The organism is Cohnella sp. GCM10020058 (assembly GCF_042683485.1).
In the GTDB taxonomy this organism is placed as follows: domain Bacteria; phylum Bacillota; class Bacilli; order Paenibacillales; family Paenibacillaceae; genus Cohnella.
The window spans coordinates 1-26,792 of the sequence record NZ_JBHUJV010000010.1; the positions used below are offsets into that span (position 1 = coordinate 1).

Genomic DNA, 26,792 nt, shown 5'->3' on the forward strand with positions numbered 1-26,792 from the left:
GATTACCCTTTAATTGTGATAGGTAATCTTGTACCATGTTGTTCAGAAGCGCGCCATATGTGCATTCGACACACCACAATTAAAGGATGATTAATATTAAAATGAATCAATTCGTAATCATCGGCCTCGGACGCTTCGGGGCCAGCATCGGCAAGGAACTGATCGAGCTGGGGTACGAGGTGCTCGGCGTCGACCGGGACGAGGAGAAAGTGCAGGAGATGAGCGGCATTCTGACGCATGCGGTCATCGCGGACGCAACGGACGAGGACACGCTGCGCTCTATCGGTGCCCGTAACTTCGACTGCGGCGTCGTCGCGATCGGGGACGACGTGCAGGCGAGCATTCTGGCGGCCATTCTGCTCAAGGAACTGGGCGTCAAGAAGGTCGTCGCCAAGGCGGTGTCCGAGCTGCACGGGCGTGTGCTTGAGCGGATGGACGTGGACCGCATTATCTATCCCGAGCGGGACATGGGCATCCGCGTCGCGCATCAGCTCGTATCGCCCAACCTGCTCGATTATATCGAGCTGTCGGACAAGTATACGATCGCCGAGCTGGGCGTGCCGGCCTGTCTTGCGGGCAAGTCGATCGAGGAGACCAATCCCCGCGGCCGTTACGGCTGCAGCATCGTCGCGCTCAACAAGCCGCAGGGCATGATCGTTGCGCCCACGGCAACAGACACGCTGGCCGAAGGCGATGTCATGGTCGTCATCGGCACGAACGAGCAGATCGAGGCGTTTCAGGACGCGATCGGCCAATAAAGGCGGGAAAGGTATGATATGGGCTTCATTCGCTCACGCTAACGGCAGTGCCGCCTAAGCGACGGGAGTGAATGGAGATCATGCTTCATCGAGAAAAATGGAGTCGGTGGCTGGCCGCGCTGACGGTCGGCCTGATGTTTGCCGGCACGACGCTTGTGCCGGCCGAAGCGAATGGCGTCGGCACGTCAGTACATACGCCTGCCGTGACCGCGTCAGCGTCCAAAGGGCGCAAGCCGGCATCTGCGCCCGTGAGCTGGTCGGAACTGCAGCGCCGGTACAGGGGCGTATTCGTGCTGCGCGCCTCATCTTCGGGGGGGCGTCGCGTCGCGCTCACCTTCGACGACGTGCCGGACTCGCGGTATACGCCGCTCGTGCTGAACGTACTGAAGCGCAAGCGGGTCCGCGCCACTTTTTTTGTCGTGGGGAGCCGTGCGGCCAAGCACCCCGGACTGTTGAAAAGAATCGTGAACGAGGGCCATGCGGTAGGCAATCATACCTACTCGCATCCAGAGCTCCCCAAGCTTAATCTCGGGCAGGTCAAGCGTGAGATTGAGCGGACGGGGACGACGATCCGGACGACCGTCGGATTCGAGCCGACGATGATCCGGCCGCCTTACGGCGACATCCGGCCCGCTCAGCTGGAGTGGGCGAAGTCCCGGGGGTACACGGTGGTCAATTGGGATGTCGACTCCCAGGATTGGCGCCAGATTCCCGCCGGCGTCGTTCTGCGCAACGCGATCAAGGGGCTGCGACCTGGTTCTATCGTCCTCATGCATGCGGGCGGCGGTACAGGACAGAACTTGTTCGGCACGGTGAACGCCTTGCCGAAGCTCATCGACCAGCTCCGCGCCAATGGCTACGAATTGGTCACTGTGCCGGAGCTGCTGCATATTCCGGAGCGCAGACCGAAGCGGGCTTAAGAGCTTAAGAGCCGCCGGAGGCCGACGCGCAAAAAAGACCGCAATCGCCTTTTTGCAAAGGCGGCTGCGGTCTCGGATGCATCCGGACTAATTAAGGACGTACAGATTGACGTATTGAATGCCAAAATTGCTTGCTTTGTCCCGGGACCCTGGGACGAAGATGTCGATGCGGTTGCCCTTGATGGCGCTGCCGGTGTCTCGCGCGACGGCGTACATGCCGCCGACGGGCAGTCCCTCGGCGCTGTAGCCGGTGATGTACACCTTGGTGCCGAGCGGGATCACCTTGGGGTCGACGGCGATCGTTCCCAGCTTCAGCGCGTTGCCGAAGTAATCGACGGGCCCCCAGGCATTTTCTTCGATGGCGGCGGAGTAGGCCGTCGCCTTCATCTGGATGGCCGTCGCGTAGGACAGCGAGTCGCCCGAGGTTGTCTTGACGATCTTCGCGGATTGCAAGACCGTAGCGTTCTGGACCGACTTGGCGGTCACCGTCGCCGTTGTCGGTGCCGGGATCGACAGCTTCAGGCCGGCGTATATGTTCTTCGGATCGACGTTTGTGTTAAAGCTCATCAGCTTTTCCAGCGGCACGTCGAACTTTTTGGACAGCGTCCAGAACGAGTCGGCATCCGTGGCGGTATAGGTCGTGGCCGCATAAGAAGCGGCTGCGGGCAGCAGCAGGGCCGCTCCAAGCGCGAGCGCGGCGGCTCGCATTCCCAAACGAAAACGCATATGTATTCACCCTCCGGTTCGAAATCATGCGCCTAGCGTAGCATGATCCCTCGAATCGGGTTAAGTGGTAAAGGACGCCACCCTTGGATAACCAAGGATATCTGAGAGGCGCTCTCATCCGGCATTTGCGTTACCGCGGGAAAAACGGGACGACGATGAGAAAAATGAAAATTCGCCCCGCTAGCTCTGACGGCTGCCCCTGCCGAACAGCGCGATCGTCTCTTCAATTAAATAGCGCGTCGAAGGCGCGAGCCACGCGAGGTCGCCGTAAATAAGGGAGGTCGTGCGCTTGAACTCCTCGAGCTCCCGGATGCGGACGATATAGAGATCGTTGTCGCTCAGCATTTGCGGGCGCAAATACGACTTGGGCAGCATCGTGCCGGCACGGCTCGCGCCGAGCAGCCGGACGATGGCCTCGAACGAGTCGATCTCCATGCGGACGTCGGGCTTGACGGCGTATTGGCGGAACAGCTCGTCCGTCAGGTTGCGATACCAGGTGCCGGGTGCGAATAAGATCATCGGGAGACCGTTCAGGTCGCTCATGGACAGATGCGTACGCTCCACGATGAAGTGCGAGCGCGGCAGTACCAGGACGACCGTATCGTCGAACAGCGGCGTGCTCGTGATCGACGGATCGTCCTCGACCGAAGATGCGACGAGTCCGAAGTCTACCTTTCTTTCTTTAACGAGCGTCGCGATCTCGTGCGTTTTTCCGGTGACGGCCTTGATCTCGAGGTTCGGATGCTTCTCCGTCATGGCGGTGATCAGCTCGGGAAGCGTCGTCTGCAGCGTCGTAAGGCTCGCGCCGATCGTTGCGACCGGTGCCTCCGCGGTCTTGAACGCATTGAGCCGCTGCAGGTAATCGCCGTGGAATCTGCGCAGCTCGAGGGCGAACTCGTAGGTGAACTGCCCGGCTGGGGTCAGTTCGAGACGCTTGCCGATACGGCGGAACAGATCGACGCCGAGCTCTCGCTCCAGACGCGCGATTCTGCGGGACAGCGCCGGCTGCGTAACGTTCAGCCTTTCCGCTGCCCGATTCAGGCTGCTGTGCTCGACGACGGTTGCGAATACTCTCATATCTTCCAGCATATGGACGGTTCCTCCGCGCTTATGTTGTTTCGTTATAAGTTTTAATAATAAATAAGCAGTTCCATTATAAGCGAAAATGGAGTAACCTATAAACCGTGAAGAATTCGTGACAACGCACGGATCGAAAGGAGAAAGCTCACCGATATGAAAGGAAACTCGTTTTACGCGCGCAAGATTCATTCGCTCTTGGGTGTGATTCCGCTTGGATTGTTCCTGATCGAACACGCCCTGACGAATTACTCCGCGTTCGAGCACGGCAAGGAGGGCTTCGTGGACAGCGTCAAGGGCTTGCATGGCCTGCCGCTCATCTTTTTCCTCGAGCTGTTCGTCATCTGGCTGCCGATTCTGTTCCACGGCGTCTACGGCCTGTACCTCGCCTTCACGTCGAACTACAGCACCGGCCGGTACAGCTACGGACGCAACTGGGCGTTCGCGCTGCAGCGGATTACCGGCGTCATTACGTTCGTGTTCGTCGCATGGCATATTTGGCAGACACGCGTGCAGGTGGCGCTCGGCAACACGACCAACGAAGAGATCGGTCAGCACATGCACGATATCGTGACCCAGCCCGTATTCTTCGCCATTTACTTTATCGCGGTTCTCGCCGCCGTCTTCCACTTCGCCAACGGCCTGTGGGCTTTTCTTGTGGCATGGGGAATTACGGTCGGTCCGCGCGCGCAGCGGGTATCTTCGCGGATCTGCATGGGCATCTTCGCGATCGTGGCGGCTCTGTTCCTGCTGTCGCTGTTCGCGTTCCGCAGCGACGAGTTCGCGGCGGCACAGACGGCTGTCGTCGGTTTGTTAGGTTGATCGGAGGGAGAATCAGCAATGGCTAATCAGAAAATCATTGTCGTCGGCGGCGGACTCGCAGGTCTGATGGCGACGGTCAAGGCGGCGGAAGCCGGCATGCGGGTCGATCTGTTCTCGCTCGTGCCGGTCAAGCGGTCCCACTCCGTATGCGCCCAGGGCGGCATCAACGGAGCGGTTAATACGAAGGGTGAAGGCGACTCCCCTTGGGAGCACTTTGACGATACGGTATACGGCGGCGACTTCCTGGCGAACCAGCCGCCGGTCAAGGCCATGTGCGAAGCGGCGCCGGGCATCATCCACTTGATGGACCGGATGGGCGTTATGTTCAGCCGTACGCCTGAAGGCCTGCTCGACTTCCGCCGGTTCGGCGGTACGCAATATCACCGCACGGCGTTCGCGGGCGCGACGACCGGCCAGCAGCTGCTGTACGCGTTGGACGAGCAGGTCCGCCGCTGGGAAGTCGCGGGTCTCGTCCAGAAGTTCGAGCACTGGGAATTCACGTCCGTCGTCGTCGACGACGACGGCGTCTGCCGCGGCATCGCTGCACAGGACCTGCGCTCCATGGATACCGTCACGTTCCGCGGCGACGCGGTCATCCTGGCGACCGGCGGTCCGGGCATTATTTTCGGCAAGACGACCAACTCGGTCATCAATACCGGTACGGCTGCAAGCGCAGTGTATCAGCAGGGCGTTCACTACGCCAACGGCGAGTTCATCCAGATTCACCCGACGGCCATTCCCGGCGACGACAAGAACCGCCTCATGAGCGAATCGGCGCGCGGCGAAGGCGGACGCATCTGGACGTACAAGGACGGCAAGCCTTGGTATTTCCTTGAGGAAAAGTATCCGGCATACGGCAACCTCGTTCCCCGCGATATCGCGACGCGCGAGATTTTCGCGGTGTGCGTCGACGAGAAGCTCGGCATCGACGGCGAGAACAAGGTGTTCCTTGACCTGTCGCACAAAGATCCGAAGGAACTGGACGTCAAGCTCGGCGGCATCATCGAGATCTACGAGAAGTTCACGGGCGACGATCCGCGTAAGATCCCGATGAAGATCTTCCCGGCGGTTCACTATTCGATGGGCGGATTGTGGGTCGATTACAACCAGATGACCAACATTCCGGGCTTGTTCGCCTGCGGCGAATGCGACTATCAGTACCACGGCGCGAACCGCCTGGGCGCGAATTCGCTCCTGTCCGCCATCTTCGGCGGCATGGTGACGGGTCCCAAGGCTGTCGAATATATCAAGGGTCTCAAGAAGTCGGCGGACGACGTCGCCGAGTCCGTATTCGAACGCGAACGCTCCAAGCAAGCGAACAAGTACGAGTCCATCCTCAAAATGGACGGCAACGAGAATGCCTACGTTCTGCACAAGGAGCTTGGCGAGTGGATGACGAACAACATGACCGTCGTCCGGTTCAATAACCGCCTCGAGCAGACGATCGGCAAAATCAAAGAGCTCAAGCAGCGTTATCAGAAGATCAACATCAACGACACGGCCCGCTGGAACAATGCAGGCGTCGCCTTCACGCGCCAGCTGTGGAACATGCTGGAGCTGTCCGAGGCGATGACGGTAGGCGCCCTGCTGCGCAACGAGAGCCGCGGCGCGCACTATAAGCCGGAGTTCCCGGATCGCAACGACGAGGAGTTCCTGAAGACGACCAAGGCGACCTGGACGTCGGAAGGCCCGCAGATCTCTTACGAGGACGTCGACACGTCCCTGATCAAACCGCGGGTTCGCGACTACTCCTCGAACAAAAAGAAGGAGGGCTAACCGATGGCAGACACTGCTACCGCGACCGCCAAGCGCACCGTCAAGTTCATCATCAAGCGTCAGGAAAAACCGGACGCCGCTCCTTATACGGAGGAATTCGAGATTCCGTACCGTCCGAACATGAACGTCATCAGCGCACTGATGGAGATTCAGCGGAATCCCGTCAAGGCCGACGGCGCCAAGACGACGCCGGTCGTCTGGGAGTCCAACTGTCTCGAGGAAGTATGCGGCGCCTGCTCGATGATCATCAACGGCAAGCCGCGTCAAGCCTGCTCTGCGCTGATCGACAAGCTCGAGCAGCCGGTCCGCGTCGAGCCGATGTCCACGTTCCCGGTCGTACGGGACCTGGTCATCAACCGCGAGCGCATGTTCAATGCGCTGAAGAAGGTCAAGGCATGGATTCCGATCGACGGCACGTACGATCTCGGACCGGGTCCGCGCATGGCCGAGACCAAGCGTCAATGGGCGTACGAGCTGTCCAAATGCATGACGTGCGGCGTTTGCCTCGAAGCTTGCCCGAACGTCAACGACCGGTCGAGCTTTATCGGTCCGGCGCCGATCTCGCAAGTTCGCCTGTTCAATGCGCACCCGACGGGCGAGATGAACGCGCACGAGCGCCTCGAGGCGCTCATGGAAGACGACAGCGGCATCGAAGGCTGCGGCAACTCTCAGAACTGCGTGCGGTCTTGCCCGAAGGGCATCCCGCTCACGACGTCGATCGCGGCGATCAATCGCGATACGACCAAGCATATGTTCAAGCGCTGGCTGAGCTTCTAATCGCAGCTTGCGTTCGCCCGGATACGCCGACTCGAGGTCGGCCGTCTCCGGGCTTTTTTGTCGCGCGACCTATGAGTGCTTTAAACGCTTTCAGTAATCGTAAGGACATGTTGAGGTCAAATCGCCCGTCATCGTGCGGGTTCAGGGATAATTCTCCTATACGAATGCCATACTGAACATCATGTGTGCTTTTGATGGCGAACGTTCTCATTTTGAGATCATAACGATAGGAAATCCTTATTTTAATGTCGCAAACAAATGCTTTATAATCATTGAGGATAAGCGATACCGCTTTGTCCGCGAATCGGCGGGATTGATGCAATTCATCCCTTTCTGATATCGCAGACGCCGGAAGCCGCTCTTGCGGCGACGCTGCCGTTTATGTTTGGATCATTTACTTTTATAGAAGACCGAGGGATCACACAAATGGCTAATGGCGAGCAAGACCATCAGAACCCATGGGCGAAGTATTATGGCCCGAACCTTGGCTACATCGAAGAGCAGTACGAACTGTATCTACGCGATCCGGAATCGGTCGCGCAAGAATACCGCGAGCAATTCAAAGCGTGGGGCGAGCCGCCGCGCTCGGTCCGGAGCCCAGCCGCTTCGGCGCCGGGTGCGGCTGTCGCTGTGGATGTGCGTCAGCTTCGCAACGCGGTCTTGGCGGGCAAGCTTGTTTGGAACGTCCGCGCCTATGGGCATCTGGTTGCGGACATCGATCCGTTGGACATCGGACCTGTCGCTTCGTCGAAAGTGCTCGAGCCCGAGACTTACGGCTTGACCTATGCGGACCTGGCGGCATTGCCGGCCGACCTCGTCTGGGAAGGCGCGCCTGCCGGCGTGTCTAACGGAGCCGAGGCCATTGCCAAGCTCAAGGAAGTGTACGGCGGGACCATCGCCTACGAATTCAGCCATATTGCGGACGAAGAAGAACGCCAATGGTTGAACAACTTTGCCGAGCAGCGGGTACCTGCGCAGGAGTTGAGCGCAGCGGAGCGAGCCGACCTGCTGAAGCGTCTGCTTGAAGCCGAGCTGTTCGAAGACTTTTTGCAGAAGACGTTTATCGGGGTCAAACGCTTCTCCGTCGAAGGCAACGATGCGCTGATCGCATTGGTCGACCGCATGGTGAAGGACCTGTCGGGCGAAGGCGTCAGCGACATCGCGATCGGCATGGCGCACCGCGGCCGTCTGAACGTGCTTGCGCACATTTTGCAAAAACCGCTTACCAAGATTTTTGCCGAATTCCAGCACTCCGCATCGAGCGGCAAGAAATCTCCGACTGAGGGGAGCTTCACGTTCGAGCCGGGCGGCACCGGCGACGTGAAGTACCATCTTGGCGCACGCACTACACTAAAAAATGCGCAGGGCGGCGAGACGCGCGTCGTACTGGCGAACAACCCGAGTCACCTTGAGTATGTCAATCCGGTCGTACAGGGCTTCGCGCGCGCCGCGCAGGACGACCGTACGCAGCGCGGTTATCCGGTTCAGAAAAAGGATGTAGCGGCTTCTATCGTCATGCACGGCGACGCTGCGTTCCCTGGCGAAGGCATCGTCACCGAGACGATGAATTTGAGCACGCTGCGCGCCTATGGCATCGGCGGCACGATACACATCATCGTCAACAACAAAATCGGCTTTACGACCGACAGCGTCGATTCCCGGTCTACCCAATATTCCAGCGACCCGGCCAAGGGCTTCGAGATTCCGATCGTTCACGTCAATGCCGACGATCCCGAAGCCGTGATCGCGATTGCCCGCATGGCGGTCGCATACCGCCAGCGCTTCAAGAAGGATTTTCTAATCGACCTGATCGGCTTCCGCCGCCACGGGCACAACGAGACGCTCGATCCCGAGCCGACGCAGCCGACCGTTTACAAGAAGGTCAAGGCGCATCCCGGCGTAAGCCGCGTTTACGCAGACCGTCTCGTCAAAGAAGGCAAGCTGACCGAACCGCAGTTCGAGGAAGCGAAGAATGGCGTGCTCGCGGTTTTCAAGGCTGCTTACGAGGAGATGAAGGGACTCGAAGATCACCACGAAGGCCCGCAATCCCATGCAGTCGAGCAGAAGACTTCGACGGCTTCCGCGCCGACGAACGTCCCGCTGCCTAAGCTTCGCGAGCTTAACGCCGGGCTGCTCAAGTGGCCGGAGGGCTTCAAGCTGTATCCCAAGCTGCAGAAGATTCTCGAGCGCCGTGCCACCTCGCTCAACGACGGCGAGAAAGTCGACTGGAGCCATGCGGAGACGCTGGCGTTCGCTTCGATCCTCGCGGACGGCCGCGCGATCCGGATGACCGGACAGGACGCCGAGACCGCGACGTTCGCGCAGCGCAATCTGGTGCTGCATGACATCGATACCGGCGACACGTTCTGCCCGATGCACACGCTGCCGCAGGCGAAGGCTTCCTTTGCCTTGCACAACAGCCCGCTGTCCGAATCCGCCGTGCTCGGCTTCGAATACGGCTACAACGTCTATTCGCCCGAGACGATGGTCCTCTGGGAAGCGCAGTTCGGCGATTTCGTCAACGTCGCTCAGGTGCTTATCGACCAGTTCATCTCTTCCGGCAAAGCCAAGTGGTCAGAGCGTTCGAGTCTGGTCATGCTGCTGCCGCACAGTTACGAGGGACAGGGACCCGAGCACTCCAGCGCCCGCCTCGAGCGCTTCCTGCAATTGTCCGCCGAGGACAATTGGACGGTAGCGAACCTGTCCAGCGCAGCGCAGTACTTCCATCTGCTGCGCCGCCAGGCCGCGATCACAGGCACGGAAGAAGCCAAGCCACTCGTCGTCATGACGCCGAAGAGCCTGCTTCGCAATCCGCGCGCGTCTTCGCCGGCCGCAGAGCTCGGAGAGGGCGGATTCAAGACGATTCTCGAGCAGGCAGGTCTCGGTGCGAAGCCGGACCGCGTCGAGCGCATCGTTCTTTGCTCGGGCAAGGTTGCCATCGATCTGGAAGACGCGCTGACCAAGGACAAGGACAGCAACAAGGACTGGCTGCATATCATCCGCGTGGAGCAGCTGTATCCGTTCCCGGCGGAGGAGATCAAGAAGGTGTTCGCTCGCTTCCCGAAACTCAAGGAAGTCGTCTGGACGCAAGAAGAGCCTCGCAATATGGGTGCCTGGACCTTTATGGAATCGCGCATCCGCGAGATCGCGCCGACCGGCGCGGAAGTCAAGTATATCGGCCGTCCGGACCGTGCGAGCCCTGCTACCGGGTTCGCTGACGTACATGCGGATGAGCAGAATTATATCGTGACGCAATCTTTGAAGCAGAGTCCGACGTTGACTCACAATTTGGGGAGGTAAGCTGCAGTGGCAGATATTCTAGTACCGGCAATGGGCGAATCGATTACGGAAGGCACCATCTCGCGATGGGCCGTCAAAGCAGGCGACAAAGTAAGCCAGGGCGATCTGCTGCTCGAACTCGAGACCGACAAGGTTAACCTGGAAATTAGCGCCGAGCAAGCAGGCGTCGTCACCGAGCTGCTGTTCGGCGAAGGCGATAACGTTCAAATCGGCCAAGTCATCGGGCGCATTGCCGAAGGCGAAGGCGGAGCGGCGGCCCCTGCTGCTGCGCCTGCCCCTGCGGCAGCGCCGGCTCCTGCAGCAGCGCCGGCTCCGGCTGCGGTTCCTGCAGCGTCTGCGCCTGCTGCCGTGCCATCCGCGGGACAACCTTCCGCGACGCCGGCGGCCCGCAAGCTCGCTCGCGAGCAAGGCATCGATCTGAGCCAGACGCCTGCGCGCGATCCGCTCGGTCGTATTTACCCCGAGGACGTACGCGCGGCCGGCTCGCAACCTGCAGCGGCACCAGCTCCCGCAGCTCCGGCGGCCCCTGCTGCCAAGGCTCCGGCAGCCGCGGCTTTCCAATCGGCCAAGCCGTACGAGCGCAAGAAAATGTCCCGCCGTCGCCAGACGATCGCCACTCGCCTCGTCGAAGCCCAACACACGGCTGCGATGCTCACGACCTTCAACGAAGTCGACATGAGCGCAATCCTCGACGTTCGCAAGCGCCGCAAGGACGCTTTCAAGGAGAAGAACGAAGTCAATCTCGGCTTCATGTCCTTCTTCACGAAGGCTGTCGTAGGCGCGCTGAAGCAGTATCCGCTGCTTAACGCAGAGATTGACGGCGAAGACATTATCGCCAAGCAATTTTACGATATCGGCATTGCCGTATCCGCCAAGGAAGGTCTCGTCGTACCTGTCGTTCGCGACGCCGACCGCCTGAGCTTCGCCGAGATCGAGCGCTCCATCGCCGATCTGGCCGTCAAGGCGCGCAACAACGCGCTTGCACTGTCCGACCTGCAAGGCGGCACGTTCACGATCACGAACGGCGGCGTATTCGGCTCGCTGCTCTCGACCCCGATTCTGAACGCGCCGCAAGTCGGCATCCTCGGCATGCACAAGATCCAGCACCGTCCGATCGCGGTTAACAACAACACCGAAGTCGCGATCCGTCCGATGATGTACATCGCGCTTTCCTACGACCATCGTATCGTCGACGGCGCCGAAGCCGTCCGCTTCCTGGTCGCTGTCAAGGAAATGCTCGAAGATCCGGAAACGCTGCTGCTGCAAGGCTGATTGGTCTATAAACTGGAGCCCCGCTTAATTTTGCGGGGCTTTTTTTGATTTTCCAGGCCAATTAACCTCCTCGGACTGATTTAGTTTAAAAACATCCTTTTTCGACATTTGAACGATATCCCCTTCACACAGGGACGCTGCGTATTAAGTGGTTGCATCCCAAAATGCGTGACCAGCTCATATGAAATTAGAAGCGACAGATTCACTTCTAAAGCAATCGCAGAACCTATTTTTTAAATTTGAAAGGCAATGATGAAAGGATGATCAGGGGCACCCTGAGTGAACGGGATACCGTTCAAAGGCGCAAAAATCGGGTCATTCCTGAGCGAATGGGATACCGTGCAAATGTGCGGAAGTGAGCTTGTCCCTGAGCAAAGGGGATACCGTTAAAATGCGTAAATTACAGTTTATTTTCGTTCCTTCTTCCACAATATAAAAAGAACGCCCGCGATGACGAGCGTTCTTTCCGTTCCGATTAAGCTTTGGTTGCACCGTTTGCGGCGGCCTCGAGATAGGCTTCAAGTGTGACGCCTTGCTTCATAATCTGTTTAGCGGCTTCTTTGCCGACGTACCGGACGTGCCATGGCTCGTACGAATAACCGGTTACGTCCTCTTCGCCTTTAAGGAAGCGGATGATAAAGCCGTATTCCGCGCAGTGTGCCGCAAGCCACTTTCCTTCTTTGGTGTCTCCGAACTTTTGCTCCAGCTCGTAGTTCGCGCTTGCGCTGGAGACGTCCATCGCGAGACCGGTTTGATGCTCGCTTTGGCCCGGCCTTGCACTCGTGCGATTCGCGACTTCTTCGCCTTTAAGGTCCGCATTGCGGGTGAAAATCGATTTTTGCGTCGCATAGGATCGATAGCCGGATACGGCTTTCAGCGTGATTCCGTCTTTTTGGGCGCCAGCGAACAGCTTTTCCAGCGCGCTAGCTGCGGTTTTCCTCATTTTCTGCTTCGGCGAATCGCCGGAAAACGAAAACTCGACATCCGGCTTTACTAGATCGTCCGGCGCATAAGTGGATGAAAGCTCTCGCTTTTTATTGACCAGGACAAGCATGCTATCGGAATTCGTTACGACGGCTACGCCGTTTTTGCCGACCTCGATCGTTTTGTCCGGCGCATTGACCTTAAGCAGCGCGTCCAGGCTGTCCGAATTGGAGCTGTCATCAGGCTCTTCGGAGGCATTCGAAGGTTCATCGGACGCTGCCGGCTTTGGCGTTGGCGTTCCGTTAGGATCTGCCGTTTCGGAAGACGACGGCGTTTCGGCTGCAGGAGACTCGGTGCCGGAAGGTTTTGCGCTCTCCGTCGCTTCGCTCGCCCCCCCGGTGCTGCCCGAAGGCGAGGCTGAAGTCGATGCCGTCTCCGTAACGGCCGGCGGCGCTGCGCTTTGCTGTTTATCCGTTCCTATAATATCGTCGGCTTTCCATATGACGACCGCGACGACTACGCCCGCGATTAGCCATCTACCTATCTTCATTTCTCGATCCCTCCCGATTCTACTATTTAGACGTTGATAGAGTTCGAATTGTTTCGACAAACTCCGCAAATGGGCCGATGAAATCAACTTCACCACCAATTCCCTAAAATAAATAGGAACAAATGTTCTTGTTATGGTTGTATAATGGAAAAGTCAGTCTCCTACATAGATGAGAAGGAAAAAACGCTACGGTAAAAGGAGGATTGGAATGGACGACGAGCTGACCTTGTTCACGGAATTCAGACAGCGGCTGACAAGAGCCGCCTGGCGCATGCAATATCGCAATCGATCCCGATTAAACCGGGAGCTCGCGATCGCCGCGGCCGAACAAACCGATAGGGGAGAGCCTGCGGATCAGGCGATATCCATGCTTTTCGTGCAGGAGGTTCTGCTGGCGATTCCATCGTATCCGAGCAGAACCGTCATGCAGAAGCTGATCGTAGACGGGAAAACAGAGCGCGAAGTTTCTCGCGAACTGGGCATTACGCAACAGGCGGTGAACAAATGCAAACAAAGAGCGGTCGCGGCGATACGCCGACAAATGGGCAGCTTCGCCAACTAGTAAAGGCCGCGGGGGACGGCGATCAGATCGCCAAACTGCTGATTCTTGATTTTTTTGAACAGGAGATCGACGATTTGTCACGCTTCATGCGCATGCCGAGGGATGAGGCCAAGCAGGCGCTTAAGCTCGAACTGCTGGAACTGATCCGGCTCAAAGCGGAGGAGATGGCGGCGGTCGGACTGTGCGCCGAGACGCAGGCTGCTTATGCAGTCGCGAATAACGAATAAGGAGAAGGATCGACCATGGAGTATCGAAAATTTATGCGCGGCAGCGTCCCTGCTTATCCGAAGGGAACGGCGTTTCCCGAACGTCTTGCGCTTATGGGCGGGGAAGAGGAAACCGACTTGTCATGGCTTCGGCATACGGCGTCGGGGTCGGTGGTGTTCGTCATGAGCGCGGGCTGTGAGGCTTGCGATTTGGATGCGGCCGTCGGGTTCATGGAGGAGCGCCCAGAGCTTGCGTATCTGCTGCTCGCGGAGGCGAACGATGCGGATTTTGAACTGCTCGTACAGGAGCTTGCTCCATTTTCGGTCCGCGTCGAGCGGTGCGAGATCTCGGCTGTCGCCGACCGGACGCCGATTAAGGTCATTCCCTTTATGATAATGCTGGATCGCGAGGGCGTCGCGGTCGGGTCCGGCTTGTTCAATACGACGCTTGACGCGTCGGCTCACGCTCGCACATTAGGTGCAAACGGTATGGCTGCAGAAGCCGAAGCTTGATGAAAAAGCTCGGGCGCATCGCATCGGAAGCTGCGGCATCCGTATGGCGGGTATATCGTTTCGACAAAACGGGCGTGCTGCTCTCTATCAGCGTACTCGCTGGCAACGCACTGCAGTCCTATGGGACGCTTGCCTTCACGGAGCGCACGATCAATGCCGCGGTCGGAGGCGACACGAGAGCCTTCATCGCGCCGCTTGCCGCACTCGCAGGCATACAATTGCTCGGCGCCGGCCTGAACGCCTTTGCCGCTTATCGCGCGTCACGGATGCATCTGGCGTACGCCAACAGTTGCGAATTGGAATCGATCGAGGAGACCGGTGCGCTCCCCCTGGCCGAGCAGGAGCATCCGCAGTACGAGGAGAGGCTTGCCTTGCGACGGTTCGCCGCCACCAAGCCCTTCGAAATGTACGCACAGTCGACGCAGCTGCTGATGAAGCTGGCCACGGCGATGCTCGGATTCCGTTACCTGTCGGGCGTGCACCCCGCCGTCGGCGCGCTCGCCGTCGCGGTCGGATGCTTGAAGGGCGGTCTGTCGCTCATGCTCGTGAAGCGCAAGACGGTGATGAACGGGGAGCTCCAGCGCGCATCCGTACGTCCCTCCTACCTCTACGGTCTGCTGACGGCTTCGTCGGCGCAGAAGGAATTGACGGTCCACGGCTCGCGACGGTACTACAAGGACCGGTGGCTGTCCGCCAAGCGCGTTTCCGATGCGATCCTGACCCGCATTCAGCGGATGCAGCTGTCGGCGGGCTTCGCCGGAGAAGCGATATCCGCGGCGGGCTATGCGGCAGCCGCATGTGCGGCGGCCTGGGCCGTCCGCGAACGCGGACTGGGCGCGGGCGAATTCATGGCTATTACGATGGCGATGAGTCTGATTTCCTCGAACTTGTCCGCGGTCCTCCAGAGCTGGTCCGATGTTGCAGAGACGCATGCTTATTTATCGGAGTCCAAGCAGAAGCAACCGGCGTCATCTATCCTCGATCTTCGCCGCCGACAAGCCGTCACCGCAGGCCAAGGGGGAAGGCCGTTTGTTTTCAACAAGCTGATCTCGATCCCCGCCCTCCGTTACACCTATCCGAACCGGGACAAGCCTGCGCTGGATATTGGCGAGATGCAGATACGCAGGGGAGAAAAGATCGCGATCTTGGGCGGTAACGGCTCGGGCAAGTCCACTTTGCTCAAAATCGTGCTGGGTTTGTACGTCCCCGAGGGTAATCCCGTTCGCTATGACAATGTACCTGTAGGCGCATTCGGGCGCAGCAGCATGTTTGCACGTGTCCATGTGCTCTTCCAGGACTTCGTACGCTATCAAGGCACGGTGCGGGAAAATATGGCCGCAGGCCATGCTGCCGCATTAACAGACGATGCAAAGCTTCGGAATTCGCTGAAGATGGCGGGGCTCGGCGAACTGGCGACGGGACACGGTCCCGATACGCCGCTCGGTCAAATCGACGGCAGCTCGATTTATTTGTCGGGCGGGCAGTGGCAGAAGCTGGCCTTGTCAAGAATGTTCCTGCATGCGGATGCGGAACTCTTCGTGCTGGACGAGCCGACTTCGGCGCTGGATCCGCTGAGCGAGACCGCCTTGATCGATGCAATCTGGGAACGCTGCGCGGACAAAACCGTGCTGTTCGTCACGCACCGCGTTGCCCTGGCTCGAAGAGCGGACAGGGTGTGGGTGATGGAAGAGGGACGCATCGTAGAGGACGGCAATCACGAGTCGCTGATGGAATTAAAAGCGCGCTATGCCCAAGTATGGCAGGAGCAGCAGGAGCTTCACAATACACCGACTTTATAAAAGGAGTGGACTGCTATGAGTTTGCGATTAAAACCGGGCGGGCGAACGCCCGACATTCCGCGGCCCGGTATGGCTGTTCCCGATCTGGGACGGGCGGGAGCGCCGGGGCCGAACGGACAGCCGAGGTTATTGGTGTTCGCTTCGCTTTATTGCGCCGATTGCATCGAATTGTTCCCGCATTTGGCGCAGGCAAGCGCAGCGCTTCCGGAATATCGGTTCATCCTGATTGTTGCCGGCGATCCGGGCGACGTTCGCGAAATGTCGGACTATTTCGCGTGGACGTTCCCCGTGTATCCGGTTAATGCCAGAGACATGCTCGACGTACTGGGCGTGCGGACGTATCCGCTGGCCATCTTTGACCTCGGCGACGGAAAGGTCGCACGTGCTGCTGCCGTTCACGACGAGGCCGAGATCAGGCGGCTTGCCGAAGGACTGCTCATGAAAGGAGGTGAAAAATATGGCTTGCGTATGCCCGACGAACTACACGCTTGACGGCGAGATTCCGCAATACACGTATTGCGTCGCCAAAACCTGCTCCGCAAACGGCACGACTTACCCGAAGGAATACTGGATCAACAAGACGATCCAATGCGTCAACAACTACGTGCCCTATGACGTAGCGTATGTGAACTGCGACCAACAGGGCGGCTGCTGCGCTTAATGGCGCGACGGGAGCCGGGCGAAAGCCCGGCTTCTTGCTTTTTTTCGAACATTCGCGATTGAGGGAGGAATTGCAAGATGTTCTGGGAAAATGAAATGGCCTGGCTCTGCGATCTTGCAATGGCTGCCGTTTTTGCGGCTTCGGCTTATGGCAAAGGGCAGGCCATGACAGATATGCGCCTGGAAATAATGGCATACAAGCTGCTGCCCGCACGCTTTGTGCCGGGTGCGGCGTGGTCGGTGCTGGTCTTGGAATGGGCGCTTGCGGCAGCCTTCGCTGCAGGCGGAAGGCTTGAGGGGGTTAAAGAGTCTGCTGCAATCTTTGTCCTGCTGGGCATGACAGGGTTGAGCCGGCGCCGCAAGCGGAATGCAAGAGGGAACGCAGAACTAGAAAGCGGGGCGGATCGCTGTGCCTGCTTCGGCGCGAACCATCCTCTCGGCAAGCGCCCGATGCTGCGCAACGCAATTTTCGTCGTGATCGCCATTGCCGGTTGGATGACAGAACGGCCGGCTGCGTCGGGAGCGGGGGGCGCGGCGTTCGTGCTAGCCGTCGCGGCGGCAGTCTGGCTGCTCGAAGCGCACAAGCTGCAAAAGGAAAGCGGAGAAGGGAGGATTGGGGATGGGCATGTCTCCGGATAAGGCGGTTGCCGTTCTGGCCGGTATCGTCGCAGCGATGGCATGGCTGACGTATCGTCGGTCAGCGCGGGCGAGACATCGCTTGCTGCGGGAGCTGTTCGCGCAGGCGGCTGCCGTCGCGGGGTTCGAGCCGCAAGCCGTGCTCGTCGTGCAGCCGCAGCAAGGCGCGGACGCGGAACTTGTCGCACGGATAAGAAGTGCCCCGCGAAGCTGGCATGTCATCGTGGCCGGCCCATCGTGGCTGGCCGAACTGAAGCGCGCAGCTTGGCGAAGACCGGTGAGCGGGAAGGAGCTGCTGCCATTCCGGAGGGGAGCCCTGAATGAACGCTCATACCTGGCAATGCGCCGAGGCCGGCGCTTCGAGCTGGTTTATGAGCTGCTGCCCTACATGGAGAGGCTGGGCCCGCCCTGGCCAAAGGTCGGGGTCGAATCCCCTTCCGCAGCCGCTGATGCCGCTGTGGACCGCCTGCTACAATGAAGCAAATGGTTCGGAAAGCGAGGTTGTTCCCCTATGAAATCCAATCCGCGCGCAAGCGCTTATGGAGCCTGGAAGCTGCAGCTCGGTCTGCTGCCGCTCGGCGTGACGGCCTTTGTTCTGACACTAACCGGTGTCGTGCTCGGTCTGAGTCTAACGATTGTCGGCATCGGCATCCCGATATTGGCCGGCACGCTGGCTTGGAGCGCCGCGCGCATGAAACGCGAGCAACGACGCTGGGATGCCTGGCAAAACGGCGGCCAAGCGCAGGACGAGCCTTATGCTGCGCAGCAGCCTCCGGAAGGCGAGGCGGCCGTTCAGGTCCGCTCCTCCTGGAGATCCTGGTTCCGGTCGCTGGGCAACCCGCTCGGCTATCGCGCCGCCGCGCACCAGCTGCTCGGATTTCCGATTCGCATCGCGCTTTTTGTCATCTCGCTGACGGTGCCGTTATCCGTCTTCGCGGTCATGCTGGCGCCCGCCGCCTTCAAAGTGAGCGACTACTTGTACGGCTACGTTCTGTACGACGACGAGACAATGCGCATGCTGCTTCCGCCGCTGTCGCCGTTCGAACGATCGCTGGTCGTCTCTGGAATCGGCGTCGTCCTGATGCTGTTCGTCCCGGCGTTGCTTCGGGCATGCGGGCGCGTTTACGCGGCCTGGCTCGGCTTCTTTGCCGGGCAGTCCGAGATCGCAACGCCAGCGGCAGCGAGCCTGCCGGTTCAAGCGCCTGCCGTGCCCGTCGCCGAGGCGGCAGGGGATTGGCTGGCCCGCGCCGAAGCGGCGATCAGCCGCTACGACGAAGACGCTCGCCAGACCCAGACGCCGCAAGCGCACTGACCCGGAGCACAAAGAACACATCCAAAAGAACGCATCAAAAAGAGCAGCCCCGCCGATTGCCGGCCTCGGAGCTGCTCTTTTTGATGCGGGGATGGACCTACATCCATTTTTCTCCCCAGTTCTGAATGGACTCGATGACGTCCTCCAGATCCCGGCCTTTGTCCGTCAGTTCATATTCGATGCGCACCGGCATCTCCGGGTACACGGTACGCTTGACGAGTCCACACGATTCAAGCTCTTTCATGCGATCCGTGAGCATCTTGTCGCTCATATCCGGAATCTGCTCCTTCATGTCCTTGAAGCGCTTGGGACCGCCCATCAGCACGCGAACGATCAGGCCCGTCCATTTCTTGCCGAGCAGTTCGGCAGCATGCTCATATTTAGGGCACATTCTGGAGTAGTCCATGCGGCTCACCCCTTTCGTCCCTTTATTTTAACATAATGAGCTCTAAATGAATAGAAGAAACAATACAATTGTATATAACTAAATAAAAGTTAGTTTAGAGTTTGTCATGTTTAAATGCGAATTAAGACGAGGCCTCCAAGCAAACAAATCAAGGCTGCAAATTGAGCAATGGACAACCGTTCGCGGTAAACGGCGAGCGAGAGGGCGACCACCACCAGGCTGTTGGCCGCAAAAATAGGCGCGACGAGATGCGCGGGACCCCGAGCTAGCGCAACCGCATAAAGCTGCAGTCCGCCGTAGGAGAAAACGCCGGCCGCCAGCCCCCAACGGAAGCCGATCCGGGCGGCACTCGACTGTGCTTCGACGTCGGCGCTCATTTGCGAACCGGAGGCCTTCCGTTCTTCGCCTTTGGAATGCTCGGAACGCCAGGAAGCCGCCATGAACCACAGCAAAGACAGCAGATAGCCGGCCCACAGCACATTGGCGCTGTCCAGTCCGAGGCGGTCGGTGACCTTCAAGCCGCCGTTGCGCAGCACGAACAAGCCCATCGCGGCCAGCGCGAGCGGATACCAGCTGCGTCCTGCGATCCGCTGCGCCCGGGCAGCGCCGGCGTCTGGCGTCGTCGTCCCGCCGCCGCTCCGCAGTGACAAAAGCGCGATTCCCGCCAGCAGCCAGATGGCGCCGACGAGGCCTGTCGCGTGCGGCGTCTCGCCGAACCACACGATGCCTGCGGCCATGACGATCAAAATATTCGCGTTCGTGAGCGGCGAGACGAGGCTCGCCGGCCCGCGAGCGAGCGCGCGCATGAAGAGCAGGTTGCCCCAGGCGGAGCCGAGGCCGATGATCGCGCCGGCGGTCCAAATGCGCCAATCGAACGGCTGCCAGGCGCGCGTCAGCAGCGCTTGGATCCAGAAGCCCGCAGTGCCGGCGGCATACAGGCCGATTAAAAGCGAAGACAGCGCGCCGCCGCGCATCTGGCTCGCCTTCATGAAGAAGCCGGCCAGACCGAAGGCAAGCGCGCTGAGAACGGCGACGGCAAACCAATGCAAGCGTCGTGCTCCTTCCTGCGGCTAGCGCATTCCGATAACAAACTCGTTTTTGTAACACAATTGCAATATTGCTGTTACCGGTATGTCTTGGACGTCGGTTACAATAACGACCAAGACCCCCTTTTTCATATTATTGAAGGCCCGCCAGCGGTGGCGGGCCTCTTTTTTTGTCCGTTTAGCGTTATAGCGGAACGACTACCTTTTGCTTTTGACGGAAATAAACCCAGCGCTTGAAGCCGATCTCCTTAAGACGGCTGCGGACTTGCTCCCAGTCGTCCCCGACCCGCTCCGGAATGTGGGCGTCCGAACCGAACGTCACGTCCGCGCCAAAATGAAGCGCGCGTTCCAGGATGGCGTCCGACGGATACCAGCCGCCGACGTCTTTCGTGCTGCCGCTCGTATTAATTTCCAGGGCAATATCGTTTACCGCTACCGCTTGAAGCGCTTCGTCGATGTCGTCCTCGGCACCCCGAATGTCAGAGAAGTCCGGATAATAAGCCTTCATGGCATCAATATGACCAAGCACTTGAAACATGCCGGCGTTCGCGGACTCGGTAATCAGTTTGTAATACAGCTTTTTCTCGGCCGTATGCTCGGACTTGTCCAGCTGCTGCCAACGGTTGCGGTTGAAGATACTGATGCCGCGGGTCTGGTGAACCGATCCGATCAGGTAATCGAACGGGTAGGGCGCGTAGGCCGACCGGTAGACCTCGACGCTCTCGGGGAAATAGTCGGATTCGACGCCGAGCAGCACTTCGATGCGATCCTTGTACTGCTCCTTGAGTCGCAGCACCTCCGCAATATATTTCGGAAATTCGCTCTTGGCCATCGCGATGCCGGGTTGGTAACGGTCTTCCTCCCGGGCGAAATAAGGGGAATGATCGGAGATGCCGATCGCCGTTATGCCAACCCGAATCGCGGCCTGGATATAATCCTCGATCACGCCGGAAGCGTGGCCGCAACGCTCGTGGTGCGTATGCAAATCGAATTTTTCCATGGTGTTCCGCCTCCTCAAGATCGACCTATCTGTATATTTATCCTTATTCGCTGCCGGTGAATTGATCCTCCGGCATGCCCTTCAAGTCGTTGAGAAACTGCTTCATCGCGTGACTGACATAGCGGCCGGACTTGGTGATGACGCCGACGGGATGGCTGACCTCGAGCTCTTCGACTGCGATCATCTTCAGGGAGCCCCGCCGCAGCTCGCTCGCGATTGATAGCTTGGATACGATCGCCGCGCCGAGATTCAGCTCCACCATCCGTTTGACCTCTTCGCTGCTGCTAAGCACCATGACGGGGTTGGGCTCGATGTGATGCTCTCTGAAAATCCGGTCGACGAATCTGCGGCCGAGCGTGTCGGGCGACAACAAAATCAGGGGAACGTCTCTTAGCATGCCGACGGTAACCCGGTTGCGGGACGCAAGCGGGTGGCCCGGCGCGACGACGAGCTCGAACGTATCGTAATAGAGCACCGAAGTCTCGACATGCGCGCTGCGCTCGGCCAGATAGCCGATGCCGATGTCGACGAAGCCGTTCTCCACGCTGGTGAGCACTTGGGAGGAAGGCATCGTATGGATCGTCGTCTTAATAAGCGGATATTGGTTTTGAAAATAGGATAGAACCCGCGGAAGTATCTGCATCGCGATGGAAGTCGTCGTGCCGAGCACAATATGTCCTTGGGGATTCTGGTCCAGATCGGACAGCTTCTGCTTCAGCTCTTCGACGATGGATAAGATGCGCTGGGCGTGCTCCAGAAATACTTGACCGCGGTCGGTAAGCGTAACGGGATGATTCCGATCCACCAGGATCGTCTTGAACTCGTCCTCCAGACTCTTGATCTGGGCGGACACGGCGGGCTGCGTCAGGTTGAGCGCTTCGCCGGCCTTGCGGAAGCTGAGCGTCTTCGAGATCGTCAGCAGCGTTTCCAGTTGGTTGATATTCAATCCTGTCACTCCATCCTATTTGAATAATTTATCGACAGGAGTGCACGAATAAGAAGTTTTTCTAGCCTTCATTTATTATAGAAGGAATCCGACGGGTAAGCAAAGGGAAGGAAGCAAAGATTAAGCATTGCAACTTACTCAAATTTGAGTATAATCGATTTGAACTCCAAATTGTGAAGCAAAGAAAGAGGGAGCTATCCTACCATGGATGCGAAAAAAAGCAATGTGAAACTCGCGATCGCCGGACTCCTGCTCGGCCTGTTCATGGCCGCGCTCGACCAGACGATCGTATCCACCGCAATGAAGACCATTATCCAGCGGCTGGGCGGTTTGGACAAGTTTATCTGGGTCTACTCCGCTTACATGATTGCGATGGTCGTCGCCACGCCGATCTTCGGCAAGCTGTCCGACATGTTCGGCCGCAAGCGGTTTTTCCTGCTCGGCGTAACGCTGTTCCTGCTGGGCTCCATCCTGTGCGGCACCGCGCAGAACATGGATCAGCTGATTATCTACCGCGCGATTCAGGGCATCGGCGGCGGCGCGCTCATGCCGATCGTATTCACGATTATTTTTGACCTGTTCCCGCAGGAGAAGCGGGGCAAGATGATGGGACTCTTCGGCGCCGTGTTCGGCATGTCAAGCGTATTCGGACCGATCCTCGGGGCAGTCATTACCGACAACATCAGCTGGCGCTGGATTTTTTACATCAATGTGCCGATCGGCATTCTGTCGTTCTACTTCATCTTCCGCGCTTACCACGAGTCCGCTGCCCGGCGCAAGCAGAGCATCGACTGGCTCGGCGCGATTCTGTTGACGGCCGGCGTTTTGTCCCTCATGTTCGCGCTGGAGCTGGGCGGCTCGGACGGCTGGGCCTGGGACTCGTTTAAGACAATTGGCCTGTTTGTGGCTTCCGGCGTGCTGCTGATTCTGTTCCTGATCGCCGAGCGTATGGCCAAGGATCCGATCATCGCACTCGGTCTGTTCAAGAAGTCGCTGTTCACAAGCAGCATGATGATCAGCTTCCTGTACGGCGGTGTCATGATCGCATGCGCGACTTACATTCCGCTGTTCATCCAGGGCGTCTTCCACAAGACAGCGACGCAGACGAGTCTCGTGCTGACGCCGATGATGATTGCGGTCGTCATCAGCAGCCAGGTCGGAGGACTGGTCGCCGGCAAGTTCCGCTTCCGGACGACGATGGTCGTCTCTTCGATCGTGCTCACGATCGGCGCGGCGCTGCTCGGCTTCGCAATGGATCTGACGACGGGCCGCGGCATTATCACGCTGTATATGGTCGTCGTGGGCCTCGGAATCGGCGTCTCGTTCTCCCTGCTCAACATCTCGACGCTCGGATCCGTGCCGCCGCAGTACAAGGGCTCCGCATCATCGCTTATCACGTTTTTCCGGACGATCGGCTCGGCGCTCGGCATCACCGTGTTCGGCGCCATCCAGAAGCATGCTTTCCAGTCCGACGTGCTTGCGATGCCGGGCTCGAGCCCCGAGCTGGCGGCTCAGATCAAGAGCGGTCAGGCGCTGCTCGATCCGGCGGTGCAGGCGGTTATGAAAATTCCGCAAGACGTTTTGCAGAAGTTGCTGAACGAGTTAGGCGATTCGATCATTACGACCTTCCAGTGGGCCGCGCTGCTGCCCGTGCTGGCATTCGTGTTCGCGCTGCTGATGGGCAAGGCGCGCATGGCGCCTTCCAGCGCCGGCAAGCCGGGCGCGAGCAAGCCGGAGGGCGCGCCGGAGCGCGGCTGACGCCATGTCGATGAAGCTGCTCATCCTGGGCATCTTGATGGAGAAGGACCGGCATCCTTACGAGATCCGCCAGACGATGATCAATCGCAACTGGAACTATGCGTTTAGGCTGCGCGACGGCTCTCTGTACTATGCGGTGGACCAACTGCGCGATCGCGGTTTGATCGAAGCGGTTCATACCGTCCCCGTGCCGGGAGAGCATCGTCCGGACAAGACGATCTACCGCATTACGGACTCGGGCCGGCGGGAGTTCGACAAGCTGATGTACGCCCAGCTCGAACAACCCGCTTTTCCGCAGCATCCGATGATGATGGCGATGCCCTTTTTGCGCCTCGCCGATCAGGCGCGCGTCGCGGACATCGCAGAGCAGCAGCTCACGGCGTGCGACGAGCGGATCGCCACGCTGGAGCAGGTGCTGGAGGTCAAGGCAAGCAGGATTCCCGCGAGCGCGCTCCGGATGATGGACGGAATGCTCGCCTTCGGACGCGCGGAGCGCGTCTGGCTGGAGACGATCGTCGCCGAAGCCAGGAGCGGCACTTACGAAGAAGAACGCGACCAATCGGGCGGGTGGATCCGGAAGACGAGACCGCCCGCTCCGCCCGCTCCGCCGGTACAAGAGTAGATAGGTCGGACGAGCAGCCCGTCTGCGCGCAACGAGCGCGCAGCGGGCTTTTATTTTTTTCTGCCAGGGGCAGCGGCGAATTACGGACAGGTAGTCGCGCAAGTGCCGCGTTTGTCGAATGTTTGGTCGGTCGAAAAGCCTGCATTTGTACATCTATTTTCTGCCGGCCAACGACACTGGATGAAATACCTGCAAATGTGCAGGTAAAGCATAGTGCTAGCCGGAAATCGGGCTGATATGGGAAAGTTAAATGCTTTTGGGCAACTATTCTGTCCAAAAGGGGCGTTCGCGGCGAAAAAAGATGTAGGTTTGCAGGCATTTCGGGCGATGGATGGCCATCAACGGCGATGGACGACGATCAACGGCGATGGACGATGATCAACGGCAAATAGACGCGGACGAAGATAGGACGTTATATCGGAAAAGCTGTCAGGTGAGCCATAGGAGGCGTTCCGCATAAATCAAGTATAAGGTTGCTGCTATTTGCGCTAGTCCGCGCACCGTCAGCACAAGTACGTTTTTAAGCGCACATTCAGTTTGCGTTCATAGATGCCTCAGCCAAACAAGCTAATGTAGTCCCTGTACATATTGTTGGAACAATCATCCAATCAGTCACAGGGAGGCTGACGTCTTTATGCGGAATTTGAAGCTGTCGGGCAAGCTCGCAATCATTATCGTTATCGCACTCGTTTTTATTCTGACCGTCGGGCTGGGCGGAAACCAAATGACGCGGACGATGGCCGGCAACGTGGAGGACAGCTATACGAAAAGTCTGCTTCCGTTGTCCTGGCTGCGGCAGATCCAGACCAACGAAAGATCGGTCGACGCATACACGCTTGAGCTGATGCTGATCTCGGATTCTGCCGCGCGTCAGGCCAAGCTTTCGAAGATTCAGCAGCTGCTGACCGAGACGGACGCGCTGATCGATCAATACGCGTCGATTGTAAAGGATGACGCCATGTTGTCGGAGCTGGCCGACTATATGCAGTTGCTTACCTCCTATCGCGACGTCCAGGCAAAGGCCGGCGGGCAAGCGCTGCAGGGCGACGGCGAGGGCGCATACGCCATCTATGCGGACGATACCGGCGATCTTCGCGAACAGATGACGCAGGCGCTGGCATCGTTGGCCGAGCAGACGCAGCAAGCCGCGGACGACTTGTACGCGCAAAGCCAAAAGGACGCGCGAATCAACAGCTACATTACCGCTGCCATGATCGTCGCCGCGCTGGTGCTGCTGAGCGTCGTATCGTGGCTGATGAGCCGCGCCATCACGAAGCCGCTCGGCGCGCTGCGCGATCGGATGAAGCGGGCGGCGGCAGGCGACATGACCGTCAGCGGGGATTATCGCTCCTTGGACGAGATCGGCGAGTTGACTAGCTCGTTTAACGACATGATCGCCGGCATACGAGAGCTCGCAGCCAAAGCGAGCGACGGCGCCGCGGCGCTCAGCGGCGCATCGGCCCGCATGCAAGGGTACGTCAGCAGCTCATCGAACGCCTCCGAGCGGATCGCAATCGCCGCAGGGCAATTGAGCACGGGCTTCCTGGAGCAAAACGACGCGGTTACGGGCCTGACCGAAGCAACGGACCGGATGGCCGTATTGCTGACCGGCGTGGAATCGGACAGCCGTCAAGTGCAAGCGATGTCCGAAGAAGCGGCGACCGCCGGCGTGCAGGGGCTTGAAGCGGTGAAGGCAGCCATGCACCAGATGGAAGAGATTCAGCGGAGCGTGTTCGAGACGCAGGCGACGATACGAGAGCTTGGAGATCGATCCGACGAGATCGGCTTTATTGTCACGACGATCGAGGAGATGGCCGGGCACACGAATCTTCTCGCGCTGAACGCGACGATCGAGGCCGCGCGGGCGGGAGAAGCGGGACGGGGATTCGCCGTCGTGTCGGACGAGATCCGCAAGCTTGCGGACGACGCTTCGCGCGCCTCGCGGCGCATCGCCGAGATGGTGAAAAGCATTCAGCAGGAGACGGGACGCGCGTCGGCGGCGATGGACGAGGAGGCCAGGCGCGTCAGAACCGGCGTCGACCGGACGGGGCAGGCGGCGGCGTCGTTCCGAGATATCGAACGGGCGATCCGCGGCGTGAAGCAGAAGCTGGCGGAGGTTGCCGATTCCTCGACCGAGGCGATGGATTCCTCCCGTCACGTGGCGGGCAGCATGAAGCTGTTCAGCGCTTTTTCGGCCGAAGGCACCGCCGGCATTCAGGAGATGTCCGCCGAGAGCGAGGGCCAGAGCCGTATGATGAGAGAGGCGGCTGCCTCCGTCGACGAGCTGAACCTGCTCGCGGCCGAGCTTCGGTTGGCCATCGGCAAGTTCGAGCTGGGCGAGGCGGAGATCGCCGAGGCGCTGCCGTCGCAGTAATTTTGAAGACACAAAGGAGTTGCGCCCCGCCCGCGTCGAATTGATGAGGA

26 protein-coding genes are annotated in these 26,792 nt (G+C 59.1%); 19 read left to right on the plus strand and 7 right to left on the minus strand.

The genetic code is table 11. The annotated features are described in order from the left end of the window. Positions 1–101: 101 nt before the first annotated feature. Both ACFSR7_RS20075 and ACFSR7_RS20080 read left to right on the plus strand, forming a co-directional pair. Positions 102–758 (plus strand): potassium channel family protein, encoded by a 657-nt coding sequence (locus tag ACFSR7_RS20075; protein ID WP_378164680.1) that lies wholly within the window; start codon positions 102–104, stop codon positions 756–758. A gap of 80 nt (positions 759–838) precedes the next feature. After that, on the plus strand, positions 839–1,678 hold the full coding sequence (locus ACFSR7_RS20080; RefSeq protein ID WP_378164682.1) for a polysaccharide deacetylase family protein: 840 nt from the start codon (positions 839–841) through the stop codon (positions 1,676–1,678). Between the two features lie 87 nt (positions 1,679–1,765). Here the strand turns inward: ACFSR7_RS20080 and ACFSR7_RS20085 are convergent, their stop codons facing one another. Both ACFSR7_RS20085 and ACFSR7_RS20090 read right to left on the minus strand, forming a co-directional pair. After that, entirely contained in the window at positions 1,766–2,404 is a 639-nt protein-coding gene (locus ACFSR7_RS20085; RefSeq protein ID WP_378164684.1) for a 3D domain-containing protein, read from the minus strand. A gap of 180 nt (positions 2,405–2,584) precedes the next feature. Continuing rightward, positions 2,585–3,493: a LysR family transcriptional regulator gene (locus ACFSR7_RS20090; protein ID WP_378164685.1), complete on the minus strand. Its 909-nt coding sequence runs from the start codon at positions 3,491–3,493 to the stop codon at positions 2,585–2,587. Positions 3,494–3,637: 144 nt separating this feature from the next. Here ACFSR7_RS20090 and ACFSR7_RS20095 point away from each other — a divergent pair, with 144 nt between their 5' ends. From ACFSR7_RS20095 to odhB, 5 genes are all read left to right on the plus strand, one after another. Next, a complete protein-coding gene (locus ACFSR7_RS20095) occupies positions 3,638–4,303 on the plus strand; it encodes a succinate dehydrogenase cytochrome b558 subunit (protein WP_378164687.1) in 666 nt (221 codons plus the stop codon). An 18-nt stretch (positions 4,304–4,321) separates the two neighbouring features. Further along, entirely contained in the window at positions 4,322–6,079 is a 1,758-nt protein-coding gene (sdhA, locus tag ACFSR7_RS20100) for a succinate dehydrogenase flavoprotein subunit (protein ID WP_378164689.1), read from the plus strand. 3 nt (positions 6,080–6,082) lie between these two features. Then, positions 6,083–6,856 carry a succinate dehydrogenase iron-sulfur subunit gene (sdhB, locus tag ACFSR7_RS20105; protein WP_378164690.1) on the plus strand — a complete coding sequence of 258 codons (774 nt, stop codon included), beginning with the start codon at positions 6,083–6,085 and terminating at the stop codon, positions 6,854–6,856. Positions 6,857–7,282: 426 nt separating this feature from the next. Then, on the plus strand, positions 7,283–10,156 hold the full coding sequence (locus ACFSR7_RS20110) for a 2-oxoglutarate dehydrogenase E1 component (protein WP_378164692.1): 2,874 nt from the start codon (positions 7,283–7,285) through the stop codon (positions 10,154–10,156). A 6-nt stretch (positions 10,157–10,162) separates the two neighbouring features. Further along, positions 10,163–11,428: a 2-oxoglutarate dehydrogenase complex dihydrolipoyllysine-residue succinyltransferase gene (gene odhB / locus ACFSR7_RS20115; RefSeq protein ID WP_378164693.1), complete on the plus strand. Its 1,266-nt coding sequence runs from the start codon at positions 10,163–10,165 to the stop codon at positions 11,426–11,428. A gap of 475 nt (positions 11,429–11,903) precedes the next feature. On the opposite strand, the gene ACFSR7_RS20120 is transcribed toward odhB, so the two are convergent. Beyond that, complete coding sequence (locus tag ACFSR7_RS20120) at positions 11,904–12,902, minus strand: M15 family metallopeptidase (RefSeq protein ID WP_378164695.1); 999 nt, start codon at positions 12,900–12,902, stop codon at positions 11,904–11,906. Positions 12,903–13,110: 208 nt separating this feature from the next. Between ACFSR7_RS20120 and ACFSR7_RS20125 the strand changes: the two genes are divergently transcribed. The 9 genes from ACFSR7_RS20125 (at position 13,111) to ACFSR7_RS20165 (ending at position 18,590) form a co-directional block, all read left to right on the plus strand. Beyond that, entirely contained in the window at positions 13,111–13,464 is a 354-nt protein-coding gene (locus ACFSR7_RS20125) for a sigma-70 RNA polymerase sigma factor region 4 domain-containing protein (protein WP_378120050.1), read from the plus strand. Further along, entirely contained in the window at positions 13,407–13,691 is a 285-nt protein-coding gene (locus ACFSR7_RS20130; RefSeq protein WP_378164697.1) for a helix-turn-helix domain-containing protein, read from the plus strand. Before ACFSR7_RS20125 ends, ACFSR7_RS20130 begins: the two co-directional genes overlap by 58 nt. A 15-nt stretch (positions 13,692–13,706) precedes the next feature. Then, on the plus strand, positions 13,707–14,183 hold the full coding sequence (locus tag ACFSR7_RS20135; protein WP_378164699.1) for a hypothetical protein: 477 nt from the start codon (positions 13,707–13,709) through the stop codon (positions 14,181–14,183). Then, positions 14,183–15,982, plus strand: coding sequence for an ATP-binding cassette domain-containing protein (locus ACFSR7_RS20140; protein WP_378164701.1), 1,800 nt, complete (start codon positions 14,183–14,185; stop codon positions 15,980–15,982). The genes ACFSR7_RS20135 and ACFSR7_RS20140 overlap by 1 nt, the downstream gene beginning before the upstream one ends. A gap of 15 nt (positions 15,983–15,997) precedes the next feature. Next, a complete protein-coding gene (locus ACFSR7_RS20145; RefSeq protein ID WP_378164703.1) occupies positions 15,998–16,474 on the plus strand; it encodes a TlpA family protein disulfide reductase in 477 nt (158 codons plus the stop codon). Beyond that, complete coding sequence (locus ACFSR7_RS20150; RefSeq protein ID WP_378164705.1) at positions 16,440–16,643, plus strand: hypothetical protein; 204 nt, start codon at positions 16,440–16,442, stop codon at positions 16,641–16,643. Before ACFSR7_RS20145 ends, ACFSR7_RS20150 begins: the two co-directional genes overlap by 35 nt. 77 nt (positions 16,644–16,720) lie before the next feature. Continuing rightward, positions 16,721–17,281: a MauE/DoxX family redox-associated membrane protein gene (locus tag ACFSR7_RS20155; protein WP_378164707.1), complete on the plus strand. Its 561-nt coding sequence runs from the start codon at positions 16,721–16,723 to the stop codon at positions 17,279–17,281. Further along, on the plus strand, positions 17,262–17,756 hold the full coding sequence (locus tag ACFSR7_RS20160) for a hypothetical protein (RefSeq protein WP_378164709.1): 495 nt from the start codon (positions 17,262–17,264) through the stop codon (positions 17,754–17,756). Before ACFSR7_RS20155 ends, ACFSR7_RS20160 begins: the two co-directional genes overlap by 20 nt. A 33-nt stretch (positions 17,757–17,789) precedes the next feature. Further along, positions 17,790–18,590, plus strand: a complete 801-nt coding sequence (locus tag ACFSR7_RS20165; RefSeq protein ID WP_378164711.1) for a sensor domain-containing protein — start codon at positions 17,790–17,792, stop codon at positions 18,588–18,590. Positions 18,591–18,687: 97 nt separating this feature from the next. On the opposite strand, the gene ACFSR7_RS20170 is transcribed toward ACFSR7_RS20165, so the two are convergent. From ACFSR7_RS20170 to ACFSR7_RS20185, 4 genes are all read right to left on the minus strand, one after another. Next, positions 18,688–18,996 carry a winged helix-turn-helix transcriptional regulator gene (locus ACFSR7_RS20170; RefSeq protein ID WP_378164713.1) on the minus strand — a complete coding sequence of 103 codons (309 nt, stop codon included), beginning with the start codon at positions 18,994–18,996 and terminating at the stop codon, positions 18,688–18,690. Between the two features lie 110 nt (positions 18,997–19,106). Continuing rightward, a complete protein-coding gene (locus tag ACFSR7_RS20175; RefSeq protein ID WP_378164715.1) occupies positions 19,107–20,045 on the minus strand; it encodes an EamA family transporter in 939 nt (312 codons plus the stop codon). A gap of 181 nt (positions 20,046–20,226) precedes the next feature. Beyond that, positions 20,227–21,042 carry a histidinol-phosphatase gene (locus ACFSR7_RS20180; RefSeq protein ID WP_378164717.1) on the minus strand — a complete coding sequence of 272 codons (816 nt, stop codon included), beginning with the start codon at positions 21,040–21,042 and terminating at the stop codon, positions 20,227–20,229. 43 nt (positions 21,043–21,085) lie between these two features. Then, complete coding sequence (locus ACFSR7_RS20185) at positions 21,086–21,988, minus strand: LysR family transcriptional regulator (protein WP_378164719.1); 903 nt, start codon at positions 21,986–21,988, stop codon at positions 21,086–21,088. Positions 21,989–22,192: 204 nt separating this feature from the next. On the opposite strand from ACFSR7_RS20185, the gene ACFSR7_RS20190 reads away from it, so the two are divergent. The 3 genes from ACFSR7_RS20190 to ACFSR7_RS20200 all read left to right on the plus strand — a co-directional run bounded on the left by ACFSR7_RS20190 (position 22,193) and on the right by ACFSR7_RS20200 (position 26,742). Then, entirely contained in the window at positions 22,193–23,746 is a 1,554-nt protein-coding gene (locus tag ACFSR7_RS20190; protein ID WP_378164721.1) for an MDR family MFS transporter, read from the plus strand. A gap of 4 nt (positions 23,747–23,750) precedes the next feature. After that, the gene (locus tag ACFSR7_RS20195) at positions 23,751–24,368 is read left to right on the plus strand and encodes a PadR family transcriptional regulator (RefSeq protein WP_378164723.1); all 618 of its coding nucleotides are present in this window, start codon (positions 23,751–23,753) and stop codon (positions 24,366–24,368) included. A gap of 634 nt (positions 24,369–25,002) precedes the next feature. Beyond that, positions 25,003–26,742 carry a methyl-accepting chemotaxis protein gene (locus tag ACFSR7_RS20200; RefSeq protein ID WP_378164725.1) on the plus strand — a complete coding sequence of 580 codons (1,740 nt, stop codon included), beginning with the start codon at positions 25,003–25,005 and terminating at the stop codon, positions 26,740–26,742. Positions 26,743–26,792: the final 50 nt, after the last annotated feature.

Bases quoted from the DNA above. Each gene is read 5' to 3' on its own strand.
- sdhA (WP_378164689.1), top strand. From the start codon at position 4,322: ATGGCTAATCAGAAAATCATTGTCGTCGGCGGCGGACTCGCAGGTCTG.
- ACFSR7_RS20200 (WP_378164725.1), top strand. From the start codon at position 25,003: ATGCGGAATTTGAAGCTGTCGGGCAAGCTCGCAATCATTATCGTTATC.
- ACFSR7_RS20080 (WP_378164682.1), top strand. From the start codon at position 839: ATGCTTCATCGAGAAAAATGGAGTCGGTGGCTGGCCGCGCTGACGGTC.
- sdhB (WP_378164690.1), top strand. From the start codon at position 6,083: ATGGCAGACACTGCTACCGCGACCGCCAAGCGCACCGTCAAGTTCATC.
- ACFSR7_RS20120 (WP_378164695.1), bottom strand. From the start codon at position 12,902: ATGAAGATAGGTAGATGGCTAATCGCGGGCGTAGTCGTCGCGGTCGTC.
- ACFSR7_RS20180 (WP_378164717.1), bottom strand. From the start codon at position 21,042: ATGGAAAAATTCGATTTGCATACGCACCACGAGCGTTGCGGCCACGCT.
- ACFSR7_RS20145 (WP_378164703.1), top strand. From the start codon at position 15,998: ATGAGTTTGCGATTAAAACCGGGCGGGCGAACGCCCGACATTCCGCGG.
- ACFSR7_RS20075 (WP_378164680.1), top strand. From the start codon at position 102: ATGAATCAATTCGTAATCATCGGCCTCGGACGCTTCGGGGCCAGCATC.
- ACFSR7_RS20110 (WP_378164692.1), top strand. From the start codon at position 7,283: ATGGCTAATGGCGAGCAAGACCATCAGAACCCATGGGCGAAGTATTAT.
- ACFSR7_RS20095 (WP_378164687.1), top strand. From the start codon at position 3,638: ATGAAAGGAAACTCGTTTTACGCGCGCAAGATTCATTCGCTCTTGGGT.
- ACFSR7_RS20085 (WP_378164684.1), bottom strand. From the start codon at position 2,404: ATGCGTTTTCGTTTGGGAATGCGAGCCGCCGCGCTCGCGCTTGGAGCG.
- ACFSR7_RS20160 (WP_378164709.1), top strand. From the start codon at position 17,262: ATGGGCATGTCTCCGGATAAGGCGGTTGCCGTTCTGGCCGGTATCGTC.
- ACFSR7_RS20135 (WP_378164699.1), top strand. From the start codon at position 13,707: ATGGAGTATCGAAAATTTATGCGCGGCAGCGTCCCTGCTTATCCGAAG.
- ACFSR7_RS20140 (WP_378164701.1), top strand. From the start codon at position 14,183: ATGAAAAAGCTCGGGCGCATCGCATCGGAAGCTGCGGCATCCGTATGG.
- ACFSR7_RS20090 (WP_378164685.1), bottom strand. From the start codon at position 3,493: ATGCTGGAAGATATGAGAGTATTCGCAACCGTCGTCGAGCACAGCAGC.
- ACFSR7_RS20155 (WP_378164707.1), top strand. From the start codon at position 16,721: ATGTTCTGGGAAAATGAAATGGCCTGGCTCTGCGATCTTGCAATGGCT.
- ACFSR7_RS20190 (WP_378164721.1), top strand. From the start codon at position 22,193: ATGGATGCGAAAAAAAGCAATGTGAAACTCGCGATCGCCGGACTCCTG.
- ACFSR7_RS20195 (WP_378164723.1), top strand. From the start codon at position 23,751: ATGTCGATGAAGCTGCTCATCCTGGGCATCTTGATGGAGAAGGACCGG.
- ACFSR7_RS20125 (WP_378120050.1), top strand. From the start codon at position 13,111: ATGGACGACGAGCTGACCTTGTTCACGGAATTCAGACAGCGGCTGACA.
- ACFSR7_RS20130 (WP_378164697.1), top strand. From the start codon at position 13,407: ATGCAAACAAAGAGCGGTCGCGGCGATACGCCGACAAATGGGCAGCTT.
- ACFSR7_RS20150 (WP_378164705.1), top strand. From the start codon at position 16,440: ATGGCTTGCGTATGCCCGACGAACTACACGCTTGACGGCGAGATTCCG.
- ACFSR7_RS20170 (WP_378164713.1), bottom strand. From the start codon at position 18,996: ATGGACTACTCCAGAATGTGCCCTAAATATGAGCATGCTGCCGAACTG.
- ACFSR7_RS20165 (WP_378164711.1), top strand. From the start codon at position 17,790: ATGAAATCCAATCCGCGCGCAAGCGCTTATGGAGCCTGGAAGCTGCAG.